This is a genomic window from Curtobacterium sp. MCLR17_058, from assembly GCF_003234705.2.
Taxonomy (GTDB): Bacteria; Actinomycetota; Actinomycetes; order Actinomycetales; family Microbacteriaceae; genus Curtobacterium; species Curtobacterium flaccumfaciens.
In genome coordinates, this window is the sequence record NZ_CP126262.1 from 2,532,919 (window position 1) to 2,555,749 (window position 22,831).

Genomic DNA, 22,831 nt, shown 5'->3' on the forward strand with positions numbered 1-22,831 from the left:
CGCCCGTCAGGGACGTCGCTGCGATCGACGGCCCTGCCACCAGCCGACGGCGAACAGCACCGCGCCGACGAGCAGGAACGGCCCACCCGCGAAGACGAGGAACGCCGCACCGAACGGGAAGCTCCCGCCGGTCGCGGCGTACACGGTGAGGATCAGCGCCCCGGTTCCGGAGACGGCTCCGCCGATGGCGGCGGTGACGCCGCCGGCGACGGTGAGGGATCGACGCTCGGTCATGTCGTCAGCCTAGGGGCGCGCGCCCCCGGCGCTCGGCCACCGCGAACGGACAGGAGGCCCGTGGCGGTGTCGCCACGGGCCTCCTGTCCGTCACGGGCGCGCGTTCGCACCCGCCGTGTCAGCACACAGTGTCAGCGGACGTCGCGCGTCGCCTCGGCGAAGTCGGCGTCGAGGGCGGTCGCCATGCGGGCAACGCCCTGCGCGAGCTGCGCGCGGACCGCGTCGCGGTCCGCGTCGAGCGCCTCGAGCTGCGCCGTGACGTCGTCGACGAACGTGGGCTCGAGTGCGGCCTCGATCGGCTTCGAGTAGGCCTGCTGGCCCATCTGCTCGAAGAACAGCCGGCCCTTGTCGACGTAGTAGAGCACCGCGGCGGGGACCCCGGCGATGGTCGCGACGATCGCCGAGTGCAGGCGGCTCGCCAGGAACAGGCGGCTGCGCGACATCAGCCCGGCGTACTCGGACGGCGAGAACTCGTCGGCCTCGACCACGTGGGTGCGGTCGGCGTGCCGCATCAGCGCGATGACCTCGCGGGCGAAGGCGGCGTCACCCTCGGACGCCTCCATGTGCATCGGGTAGAACACGACGTCGGCGTCCCAGCGGTCGATCACACGGTCGGCGAGGTCGGCGACGGCCTGCCGGTAGGTCACGAGCTTGTCGCTGTCGACACCGGTCTGGCGGAAGCGCTTCGGCAGGAACCGGAACGGGATCCAGCCGCTGCGCTTGTAGTGGAACCAGCGACGGACGCCGAAGCCGATCGAGCCCTCGAGCTGCTCGGCGGTCAGGCCGGTGGTGCGCTCGAGCCGCTCGAGCACCTCGGCGTCGGGCGGGGTGACCGTCCCGACGACCGCGGGGTCGAAGGACGAGACGATCGGCGTCTTCACGCCCCAGGACAGGAGCTTCTCGCGGGACTCGTCGTCGCGGACGGCGAAGGCGCTGCACAGGTCGACGGTGGCGCGGATAAGGCGCTTGCTGACCCCGGCGGTGGTCGGGCCGATGCCCTGGAACGCCCCGACGAGGTTCTTGTTGACCGCACGGACGAGCAGCATCTTGCCGAACCAGTACACGAGGCCGAGCTTGTTCGTGTAGTCCTTCAGGATCTCGCCGCCACCCCAGAGCACCACGTCGGCGCCGCGAGCGGCACGGAGCAGCGCGAACAGGTCGCCGAGGCCGGTGCTGTACGGGGAGACCGGCAGGAACCGGATCCCGAACCACGCGGCGTCCCGCTCGGGGTACTGGGACAGGGACACGATCTCGGCGTCCGGCCACCGACGACGGACGAGCTCGACGTTGCCGGCGAGGATCGCCCGGTCCCCGCGGTTGTGGGGCGAATCGCTATTGTGGATCAGTACGCGCACGGGGTGAGAGCCTACCGGACCGTCCCCCGCCAGCCCCGGAAAGGCACGATGTCCCGCACCACTCGCTCCGCCCGCTCCCGCCAGGACCGCCCCCGCCTGCTCGTCCTGGGCTCGACGTTCCCGGCCCGTCCGGACGACGGCGTTCCGGCGTTCGTGCTCGACCTCGCCCACCAGGAGGCCACCGAGTTCGACACCCTCGTGCTCACCCCCCGCGTGCCGGGTGGTGCCGCGAAGGAGCGCATCGGCGACGTTGCGGTGCGCCGCTACCCGTACTTCCCGCGTCGCTTCGAGGACCTGGCCGACGGCGCGATCCTCGACAACCTCAAGGAGCGGCGCTCCCGCATCGTGCAGGTGCCCGCGCTGGTGCTGGCGCAGTACCTGGCCGTGCGGCGCGTGGTGCGCTCCGCGAAGCCCGACGTCATCCATGCGCACTGGGCCATCCCGCAGGCCCTCGTCGCGACGCTGGCCGCACCGGGTGTGCCCGTCGTCGTCACGACCCACGGTGGGGACATCTACGCGCTCCGTGCGGCTCCCCTGGTCCGGCTCAAGCGCTGGATCTTCGGACGGTCGGCGCACGTCACCACCGTGAACTCCGAGATGCGCGAGCGCCTGACCGAGTGGGGCGTCCCCGAGTCGCGCTCGACCGTGATCCCGATGGGTGTCGACCTCGGCCCGGCCCGCGACACCCGTGCCCGCGTCGCGCCGCAGGAGCACCACGTGGTCGCGGTCGGTCGTCTGGTCGAGAAGAAGGGCTTCGGCAACCTGATCGAGGCGCTCCGCGGCCTGGGCGACGACGTGCCGTGGCGGCTCACCGTCGTCGGCGACGGGCCCTACCGCGCCCAGCTCGAGCAGCAGGCGGCGGGGCTGCCGGTGACGTTCCTGGGCCAGCGGGGCCGCACCGAGGTGCTCGAGACCCTCGCGTCGGCCACCGTCGTCGCGGTGCCGTCGATCCCCGCGGCGAACGGCGACCAGGAGGGCCTGCCGGTCACCCTGCTCGAGGCCGCGGCGGTCGGGGCCGCGATCGTGGCGAGCGACCTGCCGGGCATCCGGGACGTCGTGCAGGACGACGTGTCCGGCGTGCTCGTGCCCCCGGGCGACGTCCCGGCGCTCCGCGCAGCACTGCAGCGCGTGCTCACCGACGACGCAGCGCGCTCGCGCTACCAGGAGCAGGCCGTCGTCTCGGCGGCGGAGTTCTCCACCGAACGGATCGGCGAGCGCTACCGGGCGGTGCTGCGCGCGGCCATCGGCTGACGACGCGGCGAACACACCGGAGGCCCGGTGCCGGTCCCACGGACCGGCACCGGGCCTCCGGTCGGTCGCGCTAGCGTCCCATGCCGCGGTACGTGAAGCCGGCGGCGGTCCACGCGTCACGATCGAGGCAGTTGCGGCCGTCGATGACGACCGCCGACGCCACGAGTGCGGCGGCGGCGGTCGCGTCGAGCTCCCGGAACTCGGTCCACTCGGTGAGCACGAGCACGAGCTCCGCCCCGCCCAGCGCCTCGGCCGCACTCTCGACGTAGTCGAGCTCGGGGTGCACGCGGCGTGCGGTGACGACGGCCTCGGGGTCGTACGCCGAGACGACGGCGCCGAGTTCCTGCAGGCGGGCTGCGATGTCCAGGGCCGGCGAGTCGCGCACGTCGTCGGAGTTCGGCTTGAAGGCCAGGCCGAGCACCGCGACGCGCTTGCCGCTGACGACCCCGCCGAGCAGCTCCTGCGCCAGCTCGACGACGTGCGCGCGACGGCGCAGGTTCGTGGCGTCGACGTCGGCCAGGAACGCCAGGGACTCCCCGACGCCCAGCTCGTTCGCCCGCGCCTGGAACGCACGGATGTCCTTCGGCAGGCACCCGCCACCGAAGCCGAGGCCGGCGTTCAGGAACTTCCGGCCGATGCGGGCGTCGTGGCCGATCGCGTCGGCGAGCGCCGTGACGTCGGCACCGGCGACCTCGGCGATCTCGGCCATCGAGTTGATGAACGAGATCTTCGTGGCGAGGAACGCGTTCGCGCTGATCTTGACGAGCTCGGCGGTGGGCAGGTTGACGACGAGTCGGGGCGTGCCGGTGGACAGCGCCTCGGCGTAGACCTCGTCGAGGGCGGCGACGGCCTGTTCGCCGGCCTCGCCGTCCGGCACGCCGTAGACGAAGCGGTCCGGCGCGATGGTGTCCTGGACCGCGAAGCCCTCACGCAGGAACTCGGGGTTCCAGACGAGCGTGGCACCGGGGACGTCCTCGCTGACCTCGGCGGCCAGGCGTGCGGCGGTGCCGACGGGCACGGTCGACTTGCCGACGACGAACTCGCCGGCGGACAGGTGCGGCGTGAGCGCGGCGACGGCGGCGTTGACGTAGGTCAGGTCCGCGGCACCGGTGGGGCCCTGCGGGGTGCCGACGGCGAGGAAGTGCACGCGGGCACCGGCGACCTCGGCCATGTCGGTGGTGAAGCGGATCCGACCGGACTCGAGGGCCTCGGTCAGGATCTCGGGCAGGCCGGGCTCGAAGAAGGGGGCCTCGCCCGCGGCGAGCCGCTCGATCTTGGTGGGGTCGACGTCCACGGCGACGACCTCGTGTCCGAGTTTGGCCATGGAGGCGGCGTGCACGGCACCGAGGTAGCCGCAGCCGATCACAGAGATACGCACGTCGAAGAAGGTACCGGTTTCTCGCCGAAGTCTCATCACGACGCCCGCGACGAGGCTCGCAGCGGCCGGGTCAGGCCCGCACGTCGCCCCACGGCGGACGGTCCGGACCGCCGACGATCTCGTCCCAGTCCGGCTCACGGTGCCGGCGTCTGGCCTCGTAGGCCTCCACCAGGTCGTGCAGGACGGCGACGACGAGGTCGGCGTGCGGCACATCGGCGAGGACCACGGCGGGGTCGTCCCCGGGGAACACGAGCACGTCGCCGGAGCGGAACAGCCCCTGCAGCCCGCGGCGCCGCACGGTCACGTCGTAGCCGCGGGAGTGCAGGAGTTCCCGTCGGGTCCGCGTGCCGAGTCCGTTGACCACGACCAGGCGACGCGTGGTGACGACGTACCGCTCCGACATCCAGCGGAACAGCGGGACGGCGCCGCCGAACACGACGAGCACCACGACGACGAGCGCGACGACGGCGTTCAGCCACGCCAGCTGCGCCTGGAACACACCGAAGCCGAACCCGCCGGCCGCGGTGACGAGCACGACGAACACCGCCGGGCGCACCAGCCGACGGGCGTGTGGTCGCAGGCGTGCGACGACACGTTCGGGCGGGGGCTCGGCGGTCATGCCGTCATGCATACCGCAGGTGGGTGACGTCCCCCACCGCGACGCCCCTGGTGCCGCCCGCCTGGTCCCGGATCGTGATGCGACCGGCGTCGTCGATGCCGGTCGCGTCGGCCTCCTCGACGGTGCCGTCCGGCAGCTCGAGGCGGATGCGGCGACCGATCGTGCCGCACGCGGCGCGGACGTGGGACCGGACCGTCTCGGCGGCGGGACCCCCGGTGACCAGGCCGGCCACCGCCTCCAGGACGGACCGCAGGAACGCGGACAGGACCGCGTCGGCCAGGGCTGGTGCGTCGTCGACCGCGCCGGCGAGCAGGAGCGAGGTGGACGTCGAGGTGGGCAGCCGATCAGCCGGGATCGTCAGGTTCACGCCGGCCCCGACCACGACGCTGCCGTCGGCGGCGACCTGGCAGAGGATCCCGCACACCTTGTCCCCGGCGACCTGCACGTCGTTCGGCCACTTCACGACGACGTCGGCGCCAGGCGGGAGCACCGACGCGATCGCGTCGCGCATCGCCGCCCCGGCGACCAGCGGCAACCAGCCGCGGTCGTGGTCGTCCAGCTCCGCACGGACGAGCACGCTGGCGGCGAGCGTCTCACCGGCCGGAGCGGTCCAGGTGCGGTCCAGCCGGCCCCGGCCCGCGGTCTGGTGCAGGGTCGCGACGACGCTGCCGTGCTGCTGCCCGGGGGCGGCGGCGAGCAGGTCCGCGTTCGTGGACCCGGTCTCGGCGGGAGTGGTGATCGTCGCGCCCGCCGACCGGACAGCCTCGCTGGTGGCGGGGAACGACGGCGACGGGGATGTGGACATGCACGCAAATGTACGGGCAGGAACCGTGGGGGTCCTCCAACCGGCAGCGTGGCACCCGCCGGTAGGGTGAGCGGGTGACTTCAGGAGACACCCCCGATCTGTCGACGACGGCCGGCCGACTGGCCGACCTCCGCGACCGGTACCACGAGGCCGTGACCGCCGCGGGCGAATCCGCCATCGCCAAGCAGCACGCGAAGGGCAAGGGCACCGCGCGCGAACGCATCGAGCAGCTGCTCGACGAGAACTCCTTCGTGGAGTTCGACGAGTTCGTGCGACACCGCACCACGTCGTTCGGCATGGACGCCAAGCGCCCCTACGGTGACGCGGTCGTCACCGGCGTCGGCACGATCCACGGCCGCAACGTCGCCGTCTACGCGCAGGACTTCACGGTCTTCGGCGGGTCGCTCGGCGAGGTCGCCGGCGAGAAGATCATCAAGGTCATGCAGCACGCGCTGAAGACGGGCGTGCCGATCATCGGCATCCTCGACTCCGGCGGCGCCCGCATCCAGGAAGGCGTCGTCGCGCTCGGCAAGTACGGCGAGATCTTCCGCCTGAACACCCAGGCCTCGGGCGTCATCCCGCAGCTGTCGATCGTGATGGGTCCGGCGGCCGGCGGTGCGGTGTACTCCCCCGCCCTGACCGACTTCGTCATCATGGTCGACAAGACCAGCCACATGTTCGTCACCGGCCCCGACGTCATCAAGACCGTCACTGGCGAGGACGTCGGCTTCGAGGAGCTCGGCGGCGCCCAGACGCACAACGCGGTCTCGGGCGTGGCCCACTACCTGGCCGAGGACGAGACCGACGCGCTCGACTACGCGCGCTCGCTCATCGGGTTCCTGCCGGACAACAACCTGTCCGACCCGCCGGCCTACGACGTCGCCCCGGAGCTCGAGACCACCGACGCCGACCACGAGCTCGACCTCGTGATCCCGGACTCGACGAACCAGCCGTACGACGTCACCACGATCATCGAGCACATCGTCGACGACGGTGAGTTCCTCGAGGTCCAGCCGCTCTTCGCGCCGAACATCCTGATCGGCTTCGGCCGGGTCGAGGGCCGCACGGTCGGCATCATCGCGAACCAGCCGCAGGCGATGGCCGGCACGCTGAACATCGACGCGGGCGAGAAGGCCGCCCGCTTCGTGCGGTTCTGCGACGCGTTCGGCATCCCGATCCTGACCCTGGTGGACGTGCCCGGCTACCTGCCCGGCACCGACCAGGAGTGGACCGGCGTCATCCGCCGCGGCGCGAAGCTGCTGTACGCCTACGCCGAGGCCACCGTCCCGCTCGTCACCGTCATCACCCGCAAGGCCTACGGCGGCGCGTACATCGTGATGGGCTCGAAGCAGCTCGGCGCCGACATCAACCTGGCGTGGCCGACCGCCGAGATCGCCGTCATGGGCGGCCAGGGCGCCGTGAACATCCTGTACCGCGCCGAGATCAAGCGCGCCGAGGAGTCCGGCGAGGACGTCGCCGCGGTCCGCACGAAGCTCGCGAACGAGTACACGTACAACGTCGCGTCGCCGTACCTGGCGGCCGAGCGCGGTGAGCTCGACGGCATCATCCAGCCACACGCCACGCGCGTGTCGGTCATCAAGGCCCTCCGGTCGCTGCGGGGCAAGCGCGCCACGCTGCCCCCGAAGAAGCACGGGAACATCCCCCTCTGATGGGTCGCCACGCAGCAGCCGTGCCCTCGGACGAGCCCGCCTCGGTGGCGGACGTCCGGGTGGTGTCGGGCGACCCCACCCCCGAGGAACTCGCCGCCGTCGTGGCCGTCCTGCAGCGCCAGGCCGACGAGGCCGCTGCCGCCGGACGAGCCGCCGTGGTCGTCGAACCCCGCACCGGGTGGGACGCCGCGGCCCGCGGACTCCGCCGCCCGCTCGACCACGGACCGGGCGCCTGGGGCCGATCGCTCCGCTGATGTACCCCTGGTGCGCTGGCGACCGGAACGGTTGCAGGGCGCACTTCCCGGTCGGTATCCCCTCACTCGGGGGACACGTTCAGCGGATACGGACCGGAAATGCCGGAATTGTCCCCCATAATGACGACTGACATGCGGCTCGTGCGTGGGCATAGTAGTTGGTGTTCGGTGTCCTTCAACGAAAGACATCGCAGGACGGTGGCCGACTAGGGTACGAAGCCACCGCCCGCTGCGAGGCAGGGCGACATTCGGGTTGTCGCTCAGCCTCGGGTCGTGAACGGGCCGGTCGGTATCCGACCGGCCCGTTCCCCGTTTCCGGGGGTCTGTCGCGGGTGCGGGCGGGTGTCAGTGCGGTTGGCGGGGCGGTGGCGAGGCCGATCCGGAACGACACCGTCGACGTCGTACGACAACGACACGGTCGCTTCCGTGCGCGCGCCCGCCCGACGCACCCACGTGACGGCCTGGAGGCCCGTGGCGGGGCCGCCACGGGCCTCCCGGCTGTCCCCCATCGCGTCCACCGCCGCCCGCACGCCCGGCGCTCCACGCGCGTCCGCTGCGCCGTCCGCACCACGTTCGCGACGATCCACGCGTCGATCACGTGGTGCATCGTCGCGACACGCGTGCCGCGCGCTACGCGGGCTCGTGCCGCGGGATCTCCAGCCAGAGTGCGACGGAGTCGTCCTCGTCCCCGTCGTCGTCGTCCATCCCGGCTCCGAGCGCCGCGGACTCACTGGCCGCGCCGTCGAGGCGGAGTCCGACGACGGTCACCGCGGAGTCGGAGCCTTCGCCCACGGTCCGGACGATGACGTTGTCGGCATCGCGGGCCTGCCGGAGCGCCTCGGCGACACGGGCGTGGATGCGCCGGATGTCCGGGGCGTCCAGGTCGTCGAGCCCGCCGTCGTCGTGCAGCTGGACGGTCGCTCCGCGGCGACGCAGGCGCATCACCTCGTCGCGGACGTCGTCGGACAACAGGGACCGGCCCCGGATCTCGTCGCGGATGGCCTGCTCGAGGTGCAGGCACTCGGCGCGGTCGGCGTCGTCGAGGTCGCCGCAGGAGTCGATGATGCGCTGCAGCATCGGCAGGGCCATCCGGGTGGTCTGACTCAGGCGGAACTGCCGCTCGAACACGTGGGCGTCCTGCGCGGCCTGCCAGTCGGCGGTCTCCTGCTCGGCGAGGACGAGTTCACGGGTGTTCCGGATGGCGCGGCTCATCGCGGCGGCGAAGACCGTGGCGATCGCGACCCAGGCGACGCTGCCGACCACGCCGAGCCCACCGAGCGAGCCGAGACCGGCCCAGGCGACGGTGTACACGGTCAGGAACAGGACGCCGGCCCACGCGAAGGGGCCCCGACCGCGCACGACGAGCACCACCATGAGCGTGCCGATGGCCGCGATCCACCAGGTGGCGGAGCCCGGACCACGACCATCGACGAGGACGGGGGCGGCGATCACCGGCATCACGATGGCTGTCGCGAGGGAGAAGCAGGCCGTCCAGACCGGCAGGACCCTGCCGGGGACGAACAGTGCGAGGCCGGTGGCCGCGGCGTACAGGACCATGCAGGCGACGATCGGGGCGACCTGGTCGACGCGCGGCAACGTGGCCGCGGCGAGGACCAGGTGGTAGAGGGAGAACAGCGACGCGAGTCCGAGGGCGATGCTCGCCGGCAGGGAGACCTTCATGCGGTCGTCCTCGCGGCCGGCGACCACGTCAGCACGATGCGGGTGCCCTCGCCCGGGGCGGTGTGCACCTCGGCGCGGCCGTCGACGGTCGCGACGCGCTCCACGATGGAGCGGCGGACACCGAGCCGTTCGGCGGGGATGTCCGCGACGTCGAACCCGCGGCCCTCGTCACCGACCTCGACGAGCACCCCCTGCCCCTGCTGCTCGATGCGGACCCAGCGGGAGACGTCAGCGTCGCCGGCGTGCTGCACGCTGTTCACCGCGGCCTGCAGCGCCGCCGAGGCCAGCGCGTCGGCGACCGACGCGGGCAGGCGGACCGACCCGGTCGGCGTCGGGACGAGACGGACCGGAGCGGGCAACGCACCGACCCCCTCGCGGATGCGCGCCCGGAGTTCGCCGAGGGCGACCGGCGCGACGTCACCGGGGCCGTCGGTGGCGGCGGCCTCGAGGTGGTCGATCGCGTTCCGGGCCATCCGCGCGGCGAGGGTCTTGGCCTCGAGCGTGTCGGCCCGTGCGGCGGAGAGCAGCGTCGTGAGCACGCTGTCGTGCACGATGGCGTCCACCTGGACCCGTTCGACCTCGGTCGCGTGTTCCCGGATGGCGAGCGAGTACCGCCGCACGGCCGTGGACTGCGCCGTGTCGACCGACGTGGCCGCTCGCCGCAGCACCACGGCGATGACGAGCACCGCACCGCTGAGCAGCGCCGTGTACACGCCGTCGAGCAGGACCGCGAGGACCCCGACGTCGCCGCCGAGCGGGCTGAGCCGGATGACGACGTACACCGCCGGCACGAGCGCCGTGTAGACCGTCGCACGCCACGTGGCGAAGCCCATCGCCGCTGCCGTGCAGCCGACCGTGCAGAACCACCACGGCCACGGCTGCTGCGCCGACGGGATGGGCTCCTGCACGGTGGCCGTCCACGTCACGAGCACGACGAGGAACAGCAGCGCGCAGACGATCTGCGCCAGCTGCGCGACCCGCTGCACGAAGGCCGAGACCCCGATGAACACGAACGACGCCGCGAGGGCGAGCATCAGCGTCGGACCCCAGAACGGGTCGAGGTACGGCAGCTGCTGCAGGACCGCGGGCGCGTCGACGATGCCGAGGCCGATCGCCGCCATCGCGAGGAGGATCGCGAACGCGCGCTCGACCGACGCCTGCGTGATCGAGGCGCGGACGCTGCGCGCCGGATCGGCGCCGAAGGGCGCCGGTTCGACGACCGTCCGCGCCGACTCAGCCGCGGTCGCCATCCGTGTCAGCGACCGTCGCCGTCGGGGTCGATGCCCGAGTCGAGCCCGGGGAGGATCCCGTCCTCGACGGCTCGACGCAGCAGGTCGACCTTCGTCGGGGCCGGGCGACCGACCTCGACGTACTTCACACGGATCCGGTCGAGGTACTCACGGGCCGTCGAGTAGCCGATGCCGAGCTGCTGGGCGGCGAGCTTGAGCGGGAGACCCGAGGCGTAGAGGTGCAGGATCTCGCGCTCGCGACGGCCGAGCTGTGCCTTCGCGAAGTCGCGGTCGGCGTCGATGGCGCTCGCCCACTCGAGGTTGTTGAGCACGTCACCGCGTGCGACGGTGGCGACCGCCGCCATCACGGTCTTGGTGGCCGAGGACTTCGGGATGACGCCGGCAGCCCCTGCTGCGAGCGCCTCACGCACGTTGGCGACACGGTCCGCGATGGAGTGCACGAGCACCGCCGATCCCGTCCCCTGCACGCCCTTGACGTTCTCGGTCACGGTCGAACCGTCACCGAGGGACAGGTCGAGGACGACGACGTCGACCTCTCGCCCGTCGAGGTTCTGGACGTACTCGGGGACGCTGGCGGCGGTGAGCACCACCTCGAACCCCTCGTTCTGGCACGCCGCCTGGATCCCGAGTCGGACGGACTCGTGGTCGTCGACGATCGCGACCCGGACCGGCCTGGTGGCCGCCCCTGACGTCTCGGTGCTGGTGGTTGTCGTTCCTGCTGCCACAGTGGCCTCTCGTTCCGATGCGCGACGCCGGCCCCTGAAACCGGAGTGCCATCAACGACCCAGGATACCCAGCCCGGACTCAGGTGCGGGGCTTCTCCGCTGCGCCACGCTGGCCGGTCCGCCGATTGGTGGACACCCCGACACGCAAGGACCCGCGGTCGAGCGACCCCCGGACCTCAGCGCGTGGGGACCAGGCGTGCGACGGCTTCCAGGTGGTGCGTGTGCGGGAACAGGTCGAAGGCCCGCAGTGCTTCGAGCCGGTAGCCGAGGTCGGCGAACGTCGCGACGTCGCGGGCCAGTGCCACCGGGTCGCACGCCACGTAGACGACCTGCTCCGGCTGGAGCGCGGCGATCTGCACGACCACGTCACGACCGGCACCGGCGCGGGGCGGGTCGAGCACGATCGTGCCGGCGCGGAAGCGGTCCTTCTCGGCGCGCGAGGCGTTCGCCACGGTGTTCGTCAGCCAGCGGTCGACGCGGCCGGTCTCGGCGCGGGCGCCGAGCCACTCCGACAGGTTCTCCTGCGCGTGCTCGGTGGCACGGGCGGCGCTCTCGACGCTCGTGATGCGTGCCTTCGGGCCGGCCAGGTCACCGAGGGCGGCGGCGAGCAGGCCGACACCGCCGTACAGGTCCAGGTGGGTGCCCTCGGGGTCGAGTCGGTCGCGGTCGACCAGGTCCTGCACGGCCTCGGTGAGCACGGTCGCCGCGGCACGGTGCACCTGCCAGAACCCGTTGTCGTCGACCTGGAACGTGCGCTCCCCCACGACCTCGGTCACCACGGTGGGCTTCTGGTCGTCGATGACGAGCCGCGCGCCCTCCGAGCCGCTCGGTGCGAGGACGTCGATGACCGAGGACCCCGGCAGCGCACCACGGCCGAGCGGGGCGCTCTGCTGCACGACGGCGGTCGCGAGCGGCAGGCCGGTCACCTGGATGACGGAGTGGGAGCGGGCCGCGAACGGGCCGGCGGTGCCCTGCTCGTCGACGTGCAGCCGGACGCGCGTGCGCCAGCCGAGGCCGTTCGCCGCGTCGTCGCCGGGCGCGGCCTCGACGACGACGTCGTGGCCGAGCACCTCGGCGAGGTCCATCCGCGCGAACCGCGCGAACGAGTCGACGAGGACGTCGTGCTTCAGCGTGCGCTGGTGTGCGAGAGCGATGTGACCGAACTCGGCACCACCCGGGCGCGTCTCGGGGTCACGCTCGAGCGCGGCCTCGGGCCAGACGTGGTCGACGCGGTGCTCGCTCGGCGTGATGACGCTGACCGTGTCGGCGCGCCAGAACGACTTCTTGCGGTCCTCGGTCACCCGGGCGACGACGCGCTCCCCGGGGATCGCGTCCGAGACGAAGACCACCCGTCCTTCGTGCCGTGCCACCGAGATGCCGCCGTGGGCGATCCCGGTGACGTCGAGTTCGAGCAGCGTGCCGACGGATTCACCCATGGTGAGATGGTCCCATGCGTCTGTACCTCGCGAGTACATCCCCCGCCCGCCGAGCACTCCTCGCCCAGTCCGGGATCGAACCCGTGCTCGTGTCCCCCGGGGTCGACGAGGACGCCGTCGGTGCCGCAGCAGCGGCATCGCTCGGCCGCGACCTGACCGGTCCGGAGCTCGTCTCGCTCCTCGCCGTCGCGAAGGCGTCCGCGGTCGCCGACTCCGCGGTCGCCGGGTCACCGGTCGACGGAGTGGTGTTCGGCGGCGACTCCGCGTTCGAGGTCGACGGACAGCTGTACGGCAAGCCGCACGACCCCGCGGTCGCCCGGGAGCGCTGGCGGCAGATGCTCGCCGCCGGCGGCGGGACCCTGTGGAGCGGACACTGCGTGATCGATCGACGACGCGACGACCGGCACCGCGACCCGGAACCGGCCACGGGACGGCCTGGAGGCGCGGCACCGGCCCGCACCGTGCCTCCCGTCCGGTCCCTGGTCACGTCCACCGCCGGCGTCCCGCAGCTGGGTGACGTCGCGCCCGGCAGGTCGGCGCTGGCCGCCGCCGGCGACCGCGTGGTCGCGGTCGACAGCGCGGTGCTGACCTTCGCCGACGACGTGTCCGTCGACGAGATCGACGCGTACGTCGCGACGGGCGAGCCGCTCGAGGTGGCGGGTGCGTTCACCATCGACGGTCGGGCCGCCGCGTACATCACGCGGATCGACGGAGCGCCGTCCGCCGTGATCGGGATGTCGCTGCCGGTGCTGCGGTCGATGCTCCTCCGGGGCTTCGGCATCGCCTGGCACGACCTGTGGGCACTGTAGACATCCGCACCTCTTCCGGGTGGTTCTTTGTGGGTGCCAGTCAAAACGCACTCCCGCCGCACGAATACGCTGCTGTGTCATGCCCCGTATCAGCAAGGTCCTCATCGCGAACCGCGGCGAGATCGCCGTCCGCATCATCCGCGCGGCCCGCGACGCGGGCAAGGCATCGGTCGCGGTCTACGCCGACCAGGACCGCGATGCCCTGCACGCCCGCCTCGCCGACGAGGCCTACGCGCTGAACGGCACCACGAGCGCCGAGACGTACCTCGTCATCGACAAGATCATCTCGGTCGCCCGCCGCTCCGGTGCGGACGCCGTGCACCCGGGCTACGGGTTCCTCGCCGAGAACGCCGACTTCGCCCGCGCCGTCATCGACGCCGGGCTCGTCTGGATCGGCCCGTCGCCGGAGTCGATCGAGCGCCTCGGCGACAAGGTCTCCGCGCGCCACGTCGCCGAGAAGGTCGGCGCACCGCTCGCCCCCGGCACCATCGAGCCCGTGCAGGACGTCTCCGAGGTCTTCGACTTCGTCGACCAGGTCGGTCTGCCCGTCGCGATCAAGGCGGCGTTCGGCGGTGGCGGTCGTGGTCTGAAGGTCGTCCGCGACCGTGCCTCGGTCGAGGAGCTCTTCGAGTCCGCCACGCGTGAGGCGATCGCCGCGTTCGGTCGGGGCGAGTGCTTCGTCGAGAAGTACCTGGACAAGCCGCGCCACGTCGAGACCCAGTGCCTGGCGGACGAGCACGGCAACGTCGTCGTGGTCTCCACCCGCGACTGCTCGCTGCAGCGACGCCACCAGAAGCTCGTCGAGGAAGCCCCGGCGCCCTACCTGACGTCCGAGCAGCAGACCGCACTGTACGAGTCGTCCAAGGCGATCCTGCGCGAGGTCGGCTACGTCGGCGCCGGCACCTGCGAGTTCCTCATCGGTGCCGACGGCACCGTGTCGTTCCTCGAGGTGAACACTCGCCTGCAGGTCGAGCACTGCGTCTCCGAAGAGGTCACCGGCATCGACCTGGTGCGCGAGCAGTTCCGCATCGCCGAGGGTGGCGTGCTCGACTACTCGGACCCCACGCCGCGGGGGCACTCGTTCGAGTTCCGCATCAACGGCGAGGACCCGGGTCGCAACTTCTTCCCCGCGCCCGGCCCCGTGCACGCCTTCAACGCACCGTCCGGCCCCGGTGTCCGTGTCGACTCGGGCGTCGTCTCCGGTGACGTCGTATCCGGTTCGTTCGACTCGATGCTCGCGAAGCTGATCGTCACCGGCGCCACCCGTGCCGAGGCGCTGGAGCGTTCGCGTCGTGCACTCGCCGAGTTCGAGGTCACGGGCCTGCCGACCGTGCTCCCCTTCCACCGTGCCGTGGTGTCGGACCCGGCGTTCGCGACGGCCGACGACGAGCCGTTCAGCATCTACACGCAGTGGATCGAGACCGACTTCGTCAACGAGATCCCGGCGTGGAGCGGTTCCCCCGAGGAACTGCCGGCCCCGGCTGGGCGCGACAGCGTCGTGGTCGAGGTGCAGGGCAAGCGCATCGAGGTCACCATGCCGTCGATCGTCGGTGGCGGTGCTGCCGGCGGTGTCGCCGGTCGTCGTCCGGCCGGCCCCACCGCTCCCCCGAAGCGCCGCTCGTCGGCCGTCCGCGGGGGCCTGGCGAAGTCCGGGTCGTCCGTCGCGTCGCCGATGCAGGCCACCGTGGTGAAGCTCGCGGTCGCCGAGGGTGACACCGTGGTGAAGGGCGACCTGCTCGTCGTGCTCGAGGCCATGAAGATGGAGCAGCCCGTGCAGGCCCACAAGGACGGCGTCGTCACCGGGCTGAACGCCCCGGTCGGCCAGACGGTCTCGTCCGGTCACGTGCTGCTCGAGCTCGCGTAGCGCGGGGGTTCCGTCTCGCCCCCGGAACCAGGTTCCGGACACAGCACCGTGCATCTACACGGTGCTGTGTCCGTTCCCCGGTGCGTCACCACGTCGGTGTCGTGCGGCTCGCCAGTGGGACCGGGAGTCCGGACCTCCGGAGCGTGATCGGAGCATCGCCGCCGGGCAGAACCTCGCGCCAGATCAGCCTCGCGACACCGCGGACCCCCGGGACCGCACGCACCGCGTCTTCTCGGAACTTCTCCGCAATCACCACTTCTTCTGCCGTCCGCGCGCCCCGAACCTCGCCGGCCCGGTACTTGACGAGTCCGTCGAACTCCACGACCACCCCCTGCTCCGGAAACCAGAAGTCGACCCGTGCGATGCATCGGCCGTCGACGGAGAACTCGTGTTGCAGCTCCGGCCGTGGCAACCCGAGATCGTGCATCACCAACAGCGCGAGGCTCTCTCCGGCGGACTCGATCCGACCGTCCGCGAGCTCGAGGAGCGCTCGGACCCGCTGGACACCGCGGCGTGTCGGTCGCGACTCGAGTTCGGCCAGCAGGTCGTGACGGTCGCCCCCTCGTCGGAGCACCGCGTCGAGGATGACCAGGGCATGGCCCCGGTCGGATCGGAGCGCAACGTCGATGGCCGTGGTCACCAGGTCCGTCGTCTCGACCCCGTCGATGAGCACGGTTGCCACGTCTCGACCACGTGCCGGCACCTTGTCGCTGAACCGCAGGCGCTGCGCGCGGTCGCGCGTGGGGTCGGTGAGGGCCACGCGATCCGGGAGTGGCCCGAACCAGGGCAGCTCGTGCATCACGACGGCCGACGCGTGCGACACGATCAGCCCCGGACGGGAGGCAGCGAGGACGGCATCGATCCGAGCACGGTGACGAGCCGCTTCCGACGCATCCCGGAACGCCTGGGCGGGGGTCGAAACGCCGTGGCCGATGCGGAGGAACTCGCCCCGCTCCGATCTGCGCCGCATGCTGCGAGCCGTTGCGCTGTCCACCGGAGTCGTCATGAGCGTGAGGCGTTCCATCGGGACAGCGTGGCGTCCGGGCGGCCGCTCACGGCACGATGACCCGGTCGCTGTGGAGAACCAGCAGACCCGTTGCCATTGTGGAGCGGTACCGGGCTTACGCGACACTGCGGAATGGACACAGCACCGCGAAGATGCGCGGTGCTGTGTCCGGAACCTGGTTTGAGCGGGACCGCGCCCTACGACACCAAGGGGCGCACCGACTCGGCGAGGGCGTCGACCAGGCGCTGGGCCTCGGCGGGGGTGTCCGCGACGGTGTCGATGTAGACCTTCACCTTGGGCTCGGTCCCGCTCGGGCGGACGATCACCCGGGCGTCGCCGGACAGGTCGTAGCGCAGGATGTCCGAGGGCGGGAAGCCCGCCACCCCGTCGGCGTAGTCCGTCACCGTGTGCACGTCGAGCCCGCCGAGCGTCGACGGCGGCGTGGACCGGAGCGACGCCATGATCTCGCCGATGCGCGACAGGTCGTCGACGCGGGTCGCGACCTGCCCCGATGCGAACGCGCCGAACTCGGCGGCGAAGGCCTCGAGGTGGTCGGCGATGGTCGAGCCCGACGCGGCGAGCTCGTCGGCGAGGGACAGCAGTTCGAGCGCAGCCGAGATGCCGTCCTTGTCGCGCACGACCGACGGGTCGACCAGGTAGCCCAGGGCCTCTTCGTAGCCGAACAGCAGCTCGGGCACCCGCGAGACCCACTTGAAGCCGGTCAGGGTGTCGCGGTACTCCAGCCCGTGGCGCGCAGCCACCCGGGCCAACGCCGGCGACGAGACGATCGACGCGGCGAGCGTGCCGGTCGCGCCCGACTCGGACGCCCGTGCAGCGGCACGCCACCCGAGCAGCCAGCCGACCTCGTTGCCCGACAGCCGGCGGTACGACGGCGCACCGGTGTCCGTGGCCGTCGGGATCGCGAGCGCGAGCCGGTCGGCGTCGGGGTCGTTCGCGATCACCAGGTCGGCGCCGACGGCGAGACCACGGGCGATCGCCAGGTCCATCGCACCCGGCTCCTCGGGGTTCGGGAACGACACCGTCGGGAACGCACCGTCCGGATCGATCTGCTCCGGCACGACCGCCGGCTCGGCGAACCCGGCCGCGGCGAACACCGCGCGGGCAGTCTCCCACCCGACGCCGTGCATGGCCGTGTAGACGACCTTCGGCTGCTCCTCGACCCCGAGTGCCGGAGCGGGCACGATCGCGGCCGTGGCGGCCACGTAGGCGTCGACCAGGGCCGACGACGCGACGGTGTAGTCCGTGCCGCGCGGCAGGTCGGTGACGGAGCCTGCGGCGACGGCGTCGATGGCGGCCGCGATCTCACCGTCGACGGGCGGCACGATCTGCGAGCCGTCGTCGTCCTGACCGAGGTAGACCTTGTACCCGTTGTCCCGCGGCGGGTTGTGGCTCGCGGTGACCATGACGCCAGCACCGACGTCCAGGTGCCGGACGGCGAACGCGAGCACCGGCGTCGGCAGGGCCGAGGGCAGCAGGGTGACCTCGAGCCCGAGGCCGCGCATGACCTCGGCCGAGTCACGTGCGAAGACGTCCGAGTTCACCCGGCCGTCGTACCCGATCACGACGCTGCGCGAGCGCCCGCTGTCGATGAGGAACCGTGCGAGCCCCGCAGCGGCCTGGGTCACGACGACCCGGTTCATCCGCAGCGGGCCCCAGCCGAGCTCCGCGCGGAGTCCGGCGGTGCCGAACTGCAGCCGGCCGTCGAACCGCTCGGCGAGCGCCCGGACAGCGGGACCGTCACCGTCGGCCGCCGCGTCGATCGCCGCGGCCAGCTCGTCACGGGTCTCCGGGTCGGGGTCCTGCGCCAGCCACGCCCGCGCGGTGCCGAGCACCTGGTCGAGGTCGAGCTTCACGACGCCGGCTGCCCGAGTGCGGCGACCACGCGTGCGAGCAGGTCGGCGATCACCGGCTCGGCCTGCTTGCCGGCCTCGAGCACCTCGGTGTGCGACAGCGGGGTCTTCTGGATGCCCGCGGCGAGGTTCGTGATGAGCGAGAACCCGAGGACCTCCATGCCGGCCTGACGGGCGGCGATGGCCTCGAGCGCGGTCGACATGCCGACGATGTGTCCGCCGATGGTCTTCGCCATCTGGACCTCGGCCGGGGTCTCGTAGTGCGGGCCGCGGAACTGCGTGTACACGCCCTCGTCGAGCGACGGGTCGACCGTCCGGGCCAGCTCGCGCAGCCGCGCCGAGTACAGGTCGGTCAGGTCGATGAACGTCGCGCCCTCGAGCGGGCTGTCCGCGGTCAGGTTGATGTGGTCGCTGATGAGCACCGGGGTGCCCGGGGTCCAGTGCTCCTTGATGCCGCCGGCGCCGTTGGTCAGCACCATGATCGAGGCACCGGTCGCCGCGGCCGTGCGGACGCTGTGCACGACCCGACGGACCCCGTGGCCCTCGTAGTAGTGGGTGCGGGCACCGATGACGAGCGCGTGGCGGCCGTCGGCGAGGCGGATCGACCGGATGGTGCCGGAGTGTCCGGGGACGGCCGAGGCGCTGAACCCGGGGACCTGCTCGGCCGGGATCTCGGACACGGTCTCACCGATGATGTCGGCGGCCTTGCCCCAGCCCGACCCGAGGGTCAGGGCGATGTCATGCCGCTCGATGCCGGACTGTTCGGCGATGACGGCGGCGGCGGCCCGCGCGACCTCGAACGGGTCGGCAGCGGGGTCGTTCAGCGGGTTCTCGGTGCTCATGCCCCAACTCTAAAGGGCGGACTGCACGCTCAGTGCTCGCCGAGCGCCCGGTCCACCGCCGCCGTGATCTCACCCTGGTCGAAGTGGTTCGCGATGACGATGACCTCGGCGTAGGTGTCACCGATCGCCTCGACGAACTCCTGACTCGTCAGGATCACGTTGGCGTCGTCGGAGACGTCGCGCACCGAGGCGACGTCCGCCGCGACGACCGACGCCGACAGCCCGAGGGCGTCGAGCGCCTTCTCGGCGTTCACCTTGAGGATGCCGCTCGAGCCGATGCCGGCGCCGCAGATGGTCACGATCTTCACGCGGAGACCCCCATGATCGCGCGGACCTCGTCCGCCGTGGTCGCCGCCGCGATCCGTCCGGTCACGGTGGCGTCGTTGAACAGGTTCGCGATCTCGCCGATCGACTCCAGGTGGGTGCCCACCTCGGCCACCGCGAGCCCGAGCACCACACGGACGGGGTCGTTGTGCGGGTGGCCGAACGCCACCGGCGTCGCGAGCGTCACGATCGCGAGTCCGTCCCGCACGACCGCGCCACCCGGCCGGGCGTGCGCGAACGCGAGCCCCGGCGAGATGACGATGTACGGCCCGTGCTCCTCGACCATGCCGATCATGGCGTCGGTGTACTCGTCGGTGGTGGCGCCCGAGGCGACGAGCGCACGGCCGACCAGGCGCATCGCGTCACGCCACGCGGGCGCGTCCGCACCGAGGAGGACGGCGGTGTCCGGCAGCGGTGGCAGTCCCATGCGTCAGGCCTCCTGGTACCCGGCCGTGATGGTGGCGATGATCTCCTCGCGGTCCTCGAGCGGCAGGAACGACCCGAGCGCGGCGTTGATCTGGAACGCCGCCAGGTCGTCGAGGTCGTACCCGAACGTGCCGGCGAGCAGTGCGAGCTCCTTCGACAGCGAGGTCCCGCTCATCAGGCGGTTGTCGGTGTTCACCGTGACCCGGAAGCCGAGCTGGTAGAGCACGTCGAACGGGTGGTCGGCGAGGTCGTCGCCCCACGCGGCGATCGCCCCGGTCTGCAGGTTGGACGACGGCGAGACCTCGAGCGGGATCTCGCGGTCACGGACCCACGAGGCGACCTCGCCCAGGGAGGCCAGCGTCGAGCCGTCCCCGGCGTCGGACAGGGCGACGTCCTCGAAGATGCGGACGCCGTGCCCGAGGCGGAGCGCCCGGCCGTCGACCAGGGCGGACCGGATGGACCCGAGCCCGTCGGCCTCGCCCGCGTGCACGGTGACGGGGAACAGTTCGGATGCCAGGTAGTCGAAGGCGGCGCGGTGGTTCGAGGCGGGGAACCCGGCCTCGGCACCGGCGATGTCGAAGCCGACGACCCCGGCGTCACGGTGCCGGACGGCGAGCTCGGCGATCTCGAGCGACCTGTCGGCGTGCCGCATCGCGGTGACGAGCTGGCCGACGCGGATGCGCCCACCGGCGGCGTCGACGGCTTCCTCGATGCCGGCCTGCACGGCCTCCACCGTCTGGTCGAGGGTCAGTCCGCCCTGCAGGTGCTGCTCCGGCGCCCAGCGGACCTCGCCGTAGACGACGCCGTCGGCGACCAGGTCCTCGACGAACTCGCGGGCGATCCGGGTGAGCTGCGGCGCGGTCTGCATCACCGACGTGGTGACGTCGAACGTCTTCAGGTACTCGACCAGGGAGCCGGAGTTCGACTGGTCGGCGAACCACTGCCCGAGCTCGGCCGGGTCGGTGGTGGGGAGCGACACACCCGCCGAGGCCGCGAGCTCGATGATGGTCGCTGGCCGCAGGCCGCCGTCGAGGTGGTCGTGCAGCGAGACCTTCGGCAGGTCGTTGATGACCGCCCCGGCGTCGGGCAGGCGGTAGGTCGGGGCGTCGGCGCTCATTCCCCCAGGCTATCGGTGGTCACCGCCGCCGCGCAGGCACCTGTGCACAACCCACGACCGAAGACACTGGAGGCTCCCCACAGGTGTGCAGGGAGCCTCCGGGCGGTCGGGTGGCCCGGTTCAGGACCCGATGCGCTCGCGCACGATCGGCCCACGTGCCGCGGCAGCGGAGCCCTCCGGGCCGATGGTCCACGCACCCTCGAGCGACTCGAGTGCGCGCGGGATCCGCGACGCGTCGTCGGAGTGCAGCGTCCAGAGCGGCTGGCCCTCGGTCACGCTGTCCCCCGGCTTGACGTGGAGCTCGATGCCCGCACCTGCCTGCACCGGGTCCTGCGCGCGGGCACGACCGGCCCCGAGCCGCCAGGCCGAGACGCCGAACGGCAGCGCGTCCTGCTGCGTGAGGACCCCCGACGTCGGAGCGGTGACGACGTGCTGTTCGCGGGCCACGGGCAACGCGGCGGAGGGGTTCCCGCCCTGCGCCTCGATCATCCGACGCCAGGTGTCCATGGCGCGGCCGTCCGCGAGCGCCGCGGCCGGGTCGGCGTCGGGCAGTCCCGCCAGGGTGAGCATCTCGGTCGCGAGCGCCACGGTCAGCTCGACGACGTCGGCGGGGCCGCCGCCGGCGAGCACCTCGACCGACTCCCGCACCTCGAGCGCGTTGCCGATCGTCAGCCCGAGCGGGACCTCCATGTCGGTCAGGAGCGCCGAGGTCGCGACCCCGGCGTCGTTGCCGAGGTCGACCATGGTCTGCGCGAGCTCCCGGGACGCCTCGTACGTCGGCATGAACGCGCCGGAACCGAACTTGACGTCGAGCACGAGCGCACCGGTGCCCTCGGCGATCTTCTTCGACATGATGCTCGACGCGATGAGCGGGATGCACTCGACCGTGCCGGTGATGTCGCGGAGCGCGTAGAGCTTCTTGTCCGCGGGAGCCAGGCCGGACCCGGCGGCGCAGATGACCGCGCCGACGTCCTGCAGCACCTGCATCATGCGGTCGTTCGAGATGGACGCCTGCCACCCGGGGATCGACTCGAGCTTGTCGAGCGTGCCGCCGGTGTGCCCGAGTCCGCGGCCGGACAGCTGCGGCACGGCGACGCCGAACGACGCCACCAGGGGTGCCAGCGGCAGGGTGATCTTGTCGCCGACCCCGCCCGTGGAGTGCTTGTCGACCGTCGTCTTGCCGAGCGACGAGAACGACATCCGCTCCCCCGACGCGATCATCGCGAGCGTGAGGTCCTTGATCTCGCGCCGCTCCATCCCGTTCAGGAAGATCGCCATCGCCATCGCGGCCATCTGCGGGTCCTCGACGTAGCCGCGGGTGTACGCGTCGACGAGCCAGTCCACCTCGGCGGTGCTGAGGGCCCCGCCGGAGCGCTTCGTGCGGATGAGGTCGACGGTGTCGAACGGCTCGACGGCCATGCGGATCAGTGCTCCTGCTGGTAGGTGGCGAGGGTCCGCGGCCCGAAGGCGTCCGGCAGGACCTCGTCGATGGTGCGGATGCCGGAGAGCGTCTCGAGGAGCATGCCCTCGGTCGAGTGCTCGAACAGCAGCTGGCGGCAGCGGCCGCACGGCATCAGGGTCGCCCCGTCGCCGTCGACGCACGTGAACGCGACGAGCTTGCCGCCGCCGGTCATGTGCAGCTGCGACACGAGGGAGCACTCCGCGCAGAGCGTCACCCCGTAGCTCGCGTTCTCGATGTTGCAGCCGGAGACGATCCGGCCGTCGTCGGTGAGCGCCGCGGCGCCCACCGGGAACGACGAGTACGGCGCGTAGGCGCGCCGCATCGCGGCCGTGGCGGCGTCCCGCAGGACGCCCCAGTCCACGTCGTCGACCGGGAGGCCCGTGGCGGCGTCCGTCGGGTCGGTGGCGGTGACCGCCTGGTCACCTGCAGCGTGTGCGTCGGTCATGTGTCGTG

22 protein-coding genes are annotated in these 22,831 nt (G+C 72.1%); 5 read left to right on the forward strand and 17 right to left on the reverse strand.

What is annotated here, in order from left to right; translation table 11 throughout:
- Positions 1-6 precede the first annotated feature (6 nt).
- The gene (locus DEJ11_RS11925) at positions 7-234 is read right to left on the reverse strand and encodes a hypothetical protein (protein WP_111029457.1); all 228 of its coding nucleotides are present in this window, start codon (positions 232-234) and stop codon (positions 7-9) included.
- A 131-nt stretch (positions 235-365) separates the two neighbouring features.
- Positions 366-1,589 (reverse strand): polysaccharide pyruvyl transferase family protein, encoded by a 1,224-nt coding sequence (locus DEJ11_RS11930; RefSeq protein WP_181440808.1) that lies wholly within the window; start codon positions 1,587-1,589, stop codon positions 366-368.
- 48 nt (positions 1,590-1,637) lie between these two features.
- On the opposite strand from DEJ11_RS11930, the gene DEJ11_RS11935 reads away from it, so the two are divergent.
- Positions 1,638-2,840: a glycosyltransferase gene (locus DEJ11_RS11935; protein WP_146250038.1), complete on the forward strand. Its 1,203-nt coding sequence runs from the start codon at positions 1,638-1,640 to the stop codon at positions 2,838-2,840.
- Positions 2,841-2,910: 70 nt separating this feature from the next.
- Here DEJ11_RS11935 and DEJ11_RS11940 read toward each other — a convergent pair whose 3' ends face one another.
- The 3 genes from DEJ11_RS11940 to DEJ11_RS11950 form a co-directional block, all read right to left on the reverse strand.
- A complete protein-coding gene (locus tag DEJ11_RS11940; protein WP_111103263.1) occupies positions 2,911-4,218 on the reverse strand; it encodes a UDP-glucose dehydrogenase family protein in 1,308 nt (435 codons plus the stop codon).
- 70 nt (positions 4,219-4,288) lie between these two features.
- The gene (locus DEJ11_RS11945; protein ID WP_071244247.1) at positions 4,289-4,837 is read right to left on the reverse strand and encodes a PH domain-containing protein; all 549 of its coding nucleotides are present in this window, start codon (positions 4,835-4,837) and stop codon (positions 4,289-4,291) included.
- A 4-nt stretch (positions 4,838-4,841) separates the two neighbouring features.
- On the reverse strand, positions 4,842-5,642 hold the full coding sequence (locus tag DEJ11_RS11950) for a biotin--[acetyl-CoA-carboxylase] ligase (RefSeq protein WP_111103262.1): 801 nt from the start codon (positions 5,640-5,642) through the stop codon (positions 4,842-4,844).
- A gap of 74 nt (positions 5,643-5,716) precedes the next feature.
- Here DEJ11_RS11950 and DEJ11_RS11955 point away from each other — a divergent pair, with 74 nt between their 5' ends.
- Together DEJ11_RS11955 and DEJ11_RS11960 are read left to right on the forward strand one after the other, a co-directional pair.
- The gene (locus tag DEJ11_RS11955; RefSeq protein ID WP_071406413.1) at positions 5,717-7,312 is read left to right on the forward strand and encodes an acyl-CoA carboxylase subunit beta; all 1,596 of its coding nucleotides are present in this window, start codon (positions 5,717-5,719) and stop codon (positions 7,310-7,312) included.
- Complete coding sequence (locus tag DEJ11_RS11960) at positions 7,312-7,566, forward strand: acyl-CoA carboxylase subunit epsilon (protein ID WP_051596908.1); 255 nt, start codon at positions 7,312-7,314, stop codon at positions 7,564-7,566. Before DEJ11_RS11955 ends, DEJ11_RS11960 begins: the two co-directional genes overlap by 1 nt.
- Positions 7,567-8,196: 630 nt before the next feature.
- On the opposite strand, the gene DEJ11_RS11965 is transcribed toward DEJ11_RS11960, so the two are convergent.
- The 4 genes from DEJ11_RS11965 to DEJ11_RS11980 form a co-directional block, all read right to left on the reverse strand.
- Positions 8,197-9,246 (reverse strand): DUF8320 family protein, encoded by a 1,050-nt coding sequence (locus DEJ11_RS11965; protein WP_111022366.1) that lies wholly within the window; start codon positions 9,244-9,246, stop codon positions 8,197-8,199.
- Positions 9,243-10,496, reverse strand: a complete 1,254-nt coding sequence (locus DEJ11_RS11970; RefSeq protein WP_111093348.1) for a sensor histidine kinase — start codon at positions 10,494-10,496, stop codon at positions 9,243-9,245. Before DEJ11_RS11970 ends, DEJ11_RS11965 begins: the two co-directional genes overlap by 4 nt.
- Before the next feature lie 5 nt (positions 10,497-10,501).
- Entirely contained in the window at positions 10,502-11,221 is a 720-nt protein-coding gene (locus tag DEJ11_RS11975) for a response regulator transcription factor (protein WP_017888757.1), read from the reverse strand.
- 176 nt (positions 11,222-11,397) lie between these two features.
- Positions 11,398-12,657 (reverse strand): class I SAM-dependent RNA methyltransferase, encoded by a 1,260-nt coding sequence (locus DEJ11_RS11980; RefSeq protein WP_111029452.1) that lies wholly within the window; start codon positions 12,655-12,657, stop codon positions 11,398-11,400.
- A gap of 14 nt (positions 12,658-12,671) precedes the next feature.
- Between DEJ11_RS11980 and DEJ11_RS11985 the strand changes: the two genes are divergently transcribed.
- Positions 12,672-13,466, forward strand: a complete 795-nt coding sequence (locus tag DEJ11_RS11985; RefSeq protein WP_111103261.1) for a Maf family protein — start codon at positions 12,672-12,674, stop codon at positions 13,464-13,466.
- A 79-nt stretch (positions 13,467-13,545) separates the two neighbouring features.
- Positions 13,546-15,330 carry an acetyl/propionyl/methylcrotonyl-CoA carboxylase subunit alpha gene (locus DEJ11_RS11990; RefSeq protein WP_111103260.1) on the forward strand — a complete coding sequence of 595 codons (1,785 nt, stop codon included), beginning with the start codon at positions 13,546-13,548 and terminating at the stop codon, positions 15,328-15,330.
- Between the two features lie 85 nt (positions 15,331-15,415).
- Here DEJ11_RS11990 and DEJ11_RS11995 read toward each other — a convergent pair whose 3' ends face one another.
- From DEJ11_RS11995 to DEJ11_RS12030, 8 genes are all read right to left on the reverse strand, one after another.
- Positions 15,416-16,354, reverse strand: a complete 939-nt coding sequence (locus DEJ11_RS11995; protein ID WP_111103259.1) for a hypothetical protein — start codon at positions 16,352-16,354, stop codon at positions 15,416-15,418.
- A 179-nt stretch (positions 16,355-16,533) separates the two neighbouring features.
- Positions 16,534-18,210 (reverse strand): phospho-sugar mutase, encoded by a 1,677-nt coding sequence (locus tag DEJ11_RS12000; RefSeq protein ID WP_111103258.1) that lies wholly within the window; start codon positions 18,208-18,210, stop codon positions 16,534-16,536.
- Complete coding sequence (locus tag DEJ11_RS12005) at positions 18,207-19,049, reverse strand: purine-nucleoside phosphorylase (protein WP_111031934.1); 843 nt, start codon at positions 19,047-19,049, stop codon at positions 18,207-18,209. Before DEJ11_RS12005 ends, DEJ11_RS12000 begins: the two co-directional genes overlap by 4 nt.
- 29 nt (positions 19,050-19,078) lie before the next feature.
- Positions 19,079-19,357, reverse strand: a complete 279-nt coding sequence (locus tag DEJ11_RS12010) for a PTS sugar transporter subunit IIB (protein ID WP_027466460.1) — start codon at positions 19,355-19,357, stop codon at positions 19,079-19,081.
- Entirely contained in the window at positions 19,354-19,800 is a 447-nt protein-coding gene (locus tag DEJ11_RS12015) for a PTS sugar transporter subunit IIA (RefSeq protein WP_111103257.1), read from the reverse strand. The genes DEJ11_RS12010 and DEJ11_RS12015 overlap by 4 nt, the downstream gene beginning before the upstream one ends.
- Before the next feature lie 3 nt (positions 19,801-19,803).
- On the reverse strand, positions 19,804-20,916 hold the full coding sequence (locus DEJ11_RS12020) for an adenosine deaminase (RefSeq protein ID WP_111103255.1): 1,113 nt from the start codon (positions 20,914-20,916) through the stop codon (positions 19,804-19,806).
- A 120-nt stretch (positions 20,917-21,036) separates the two neighbouring features.
- Positions 21,037-22,335 carry a thymidine phosphorylase gene (locus tag DEJ11_RS12025; protein ID WP_111103254.1) on the reverse strand — a complete coding sequence of 433 codons (1,299 nt, stop codon included), beginning with the start codon at positions 22,333-22,335 and terminating at the stop codon, positions 21,037-21,039.
- A gap of 5 nt (positions 22,336-22,340) precedes the next feature.
- The gene (locus DEJ11_RS12030; protein ID WP_071406404.1) at positions 22,341-22,823 is read right to left on the reverse strand and encodes a cytidine deaminase; all 483 of its coding nucleotides are present in this window, start codon (positions 22,821-22,823) and stop codon (positions 22,341-22,343) included.
- Positions 22,824-22,831 lie beyond the last annotated feature (8 nt).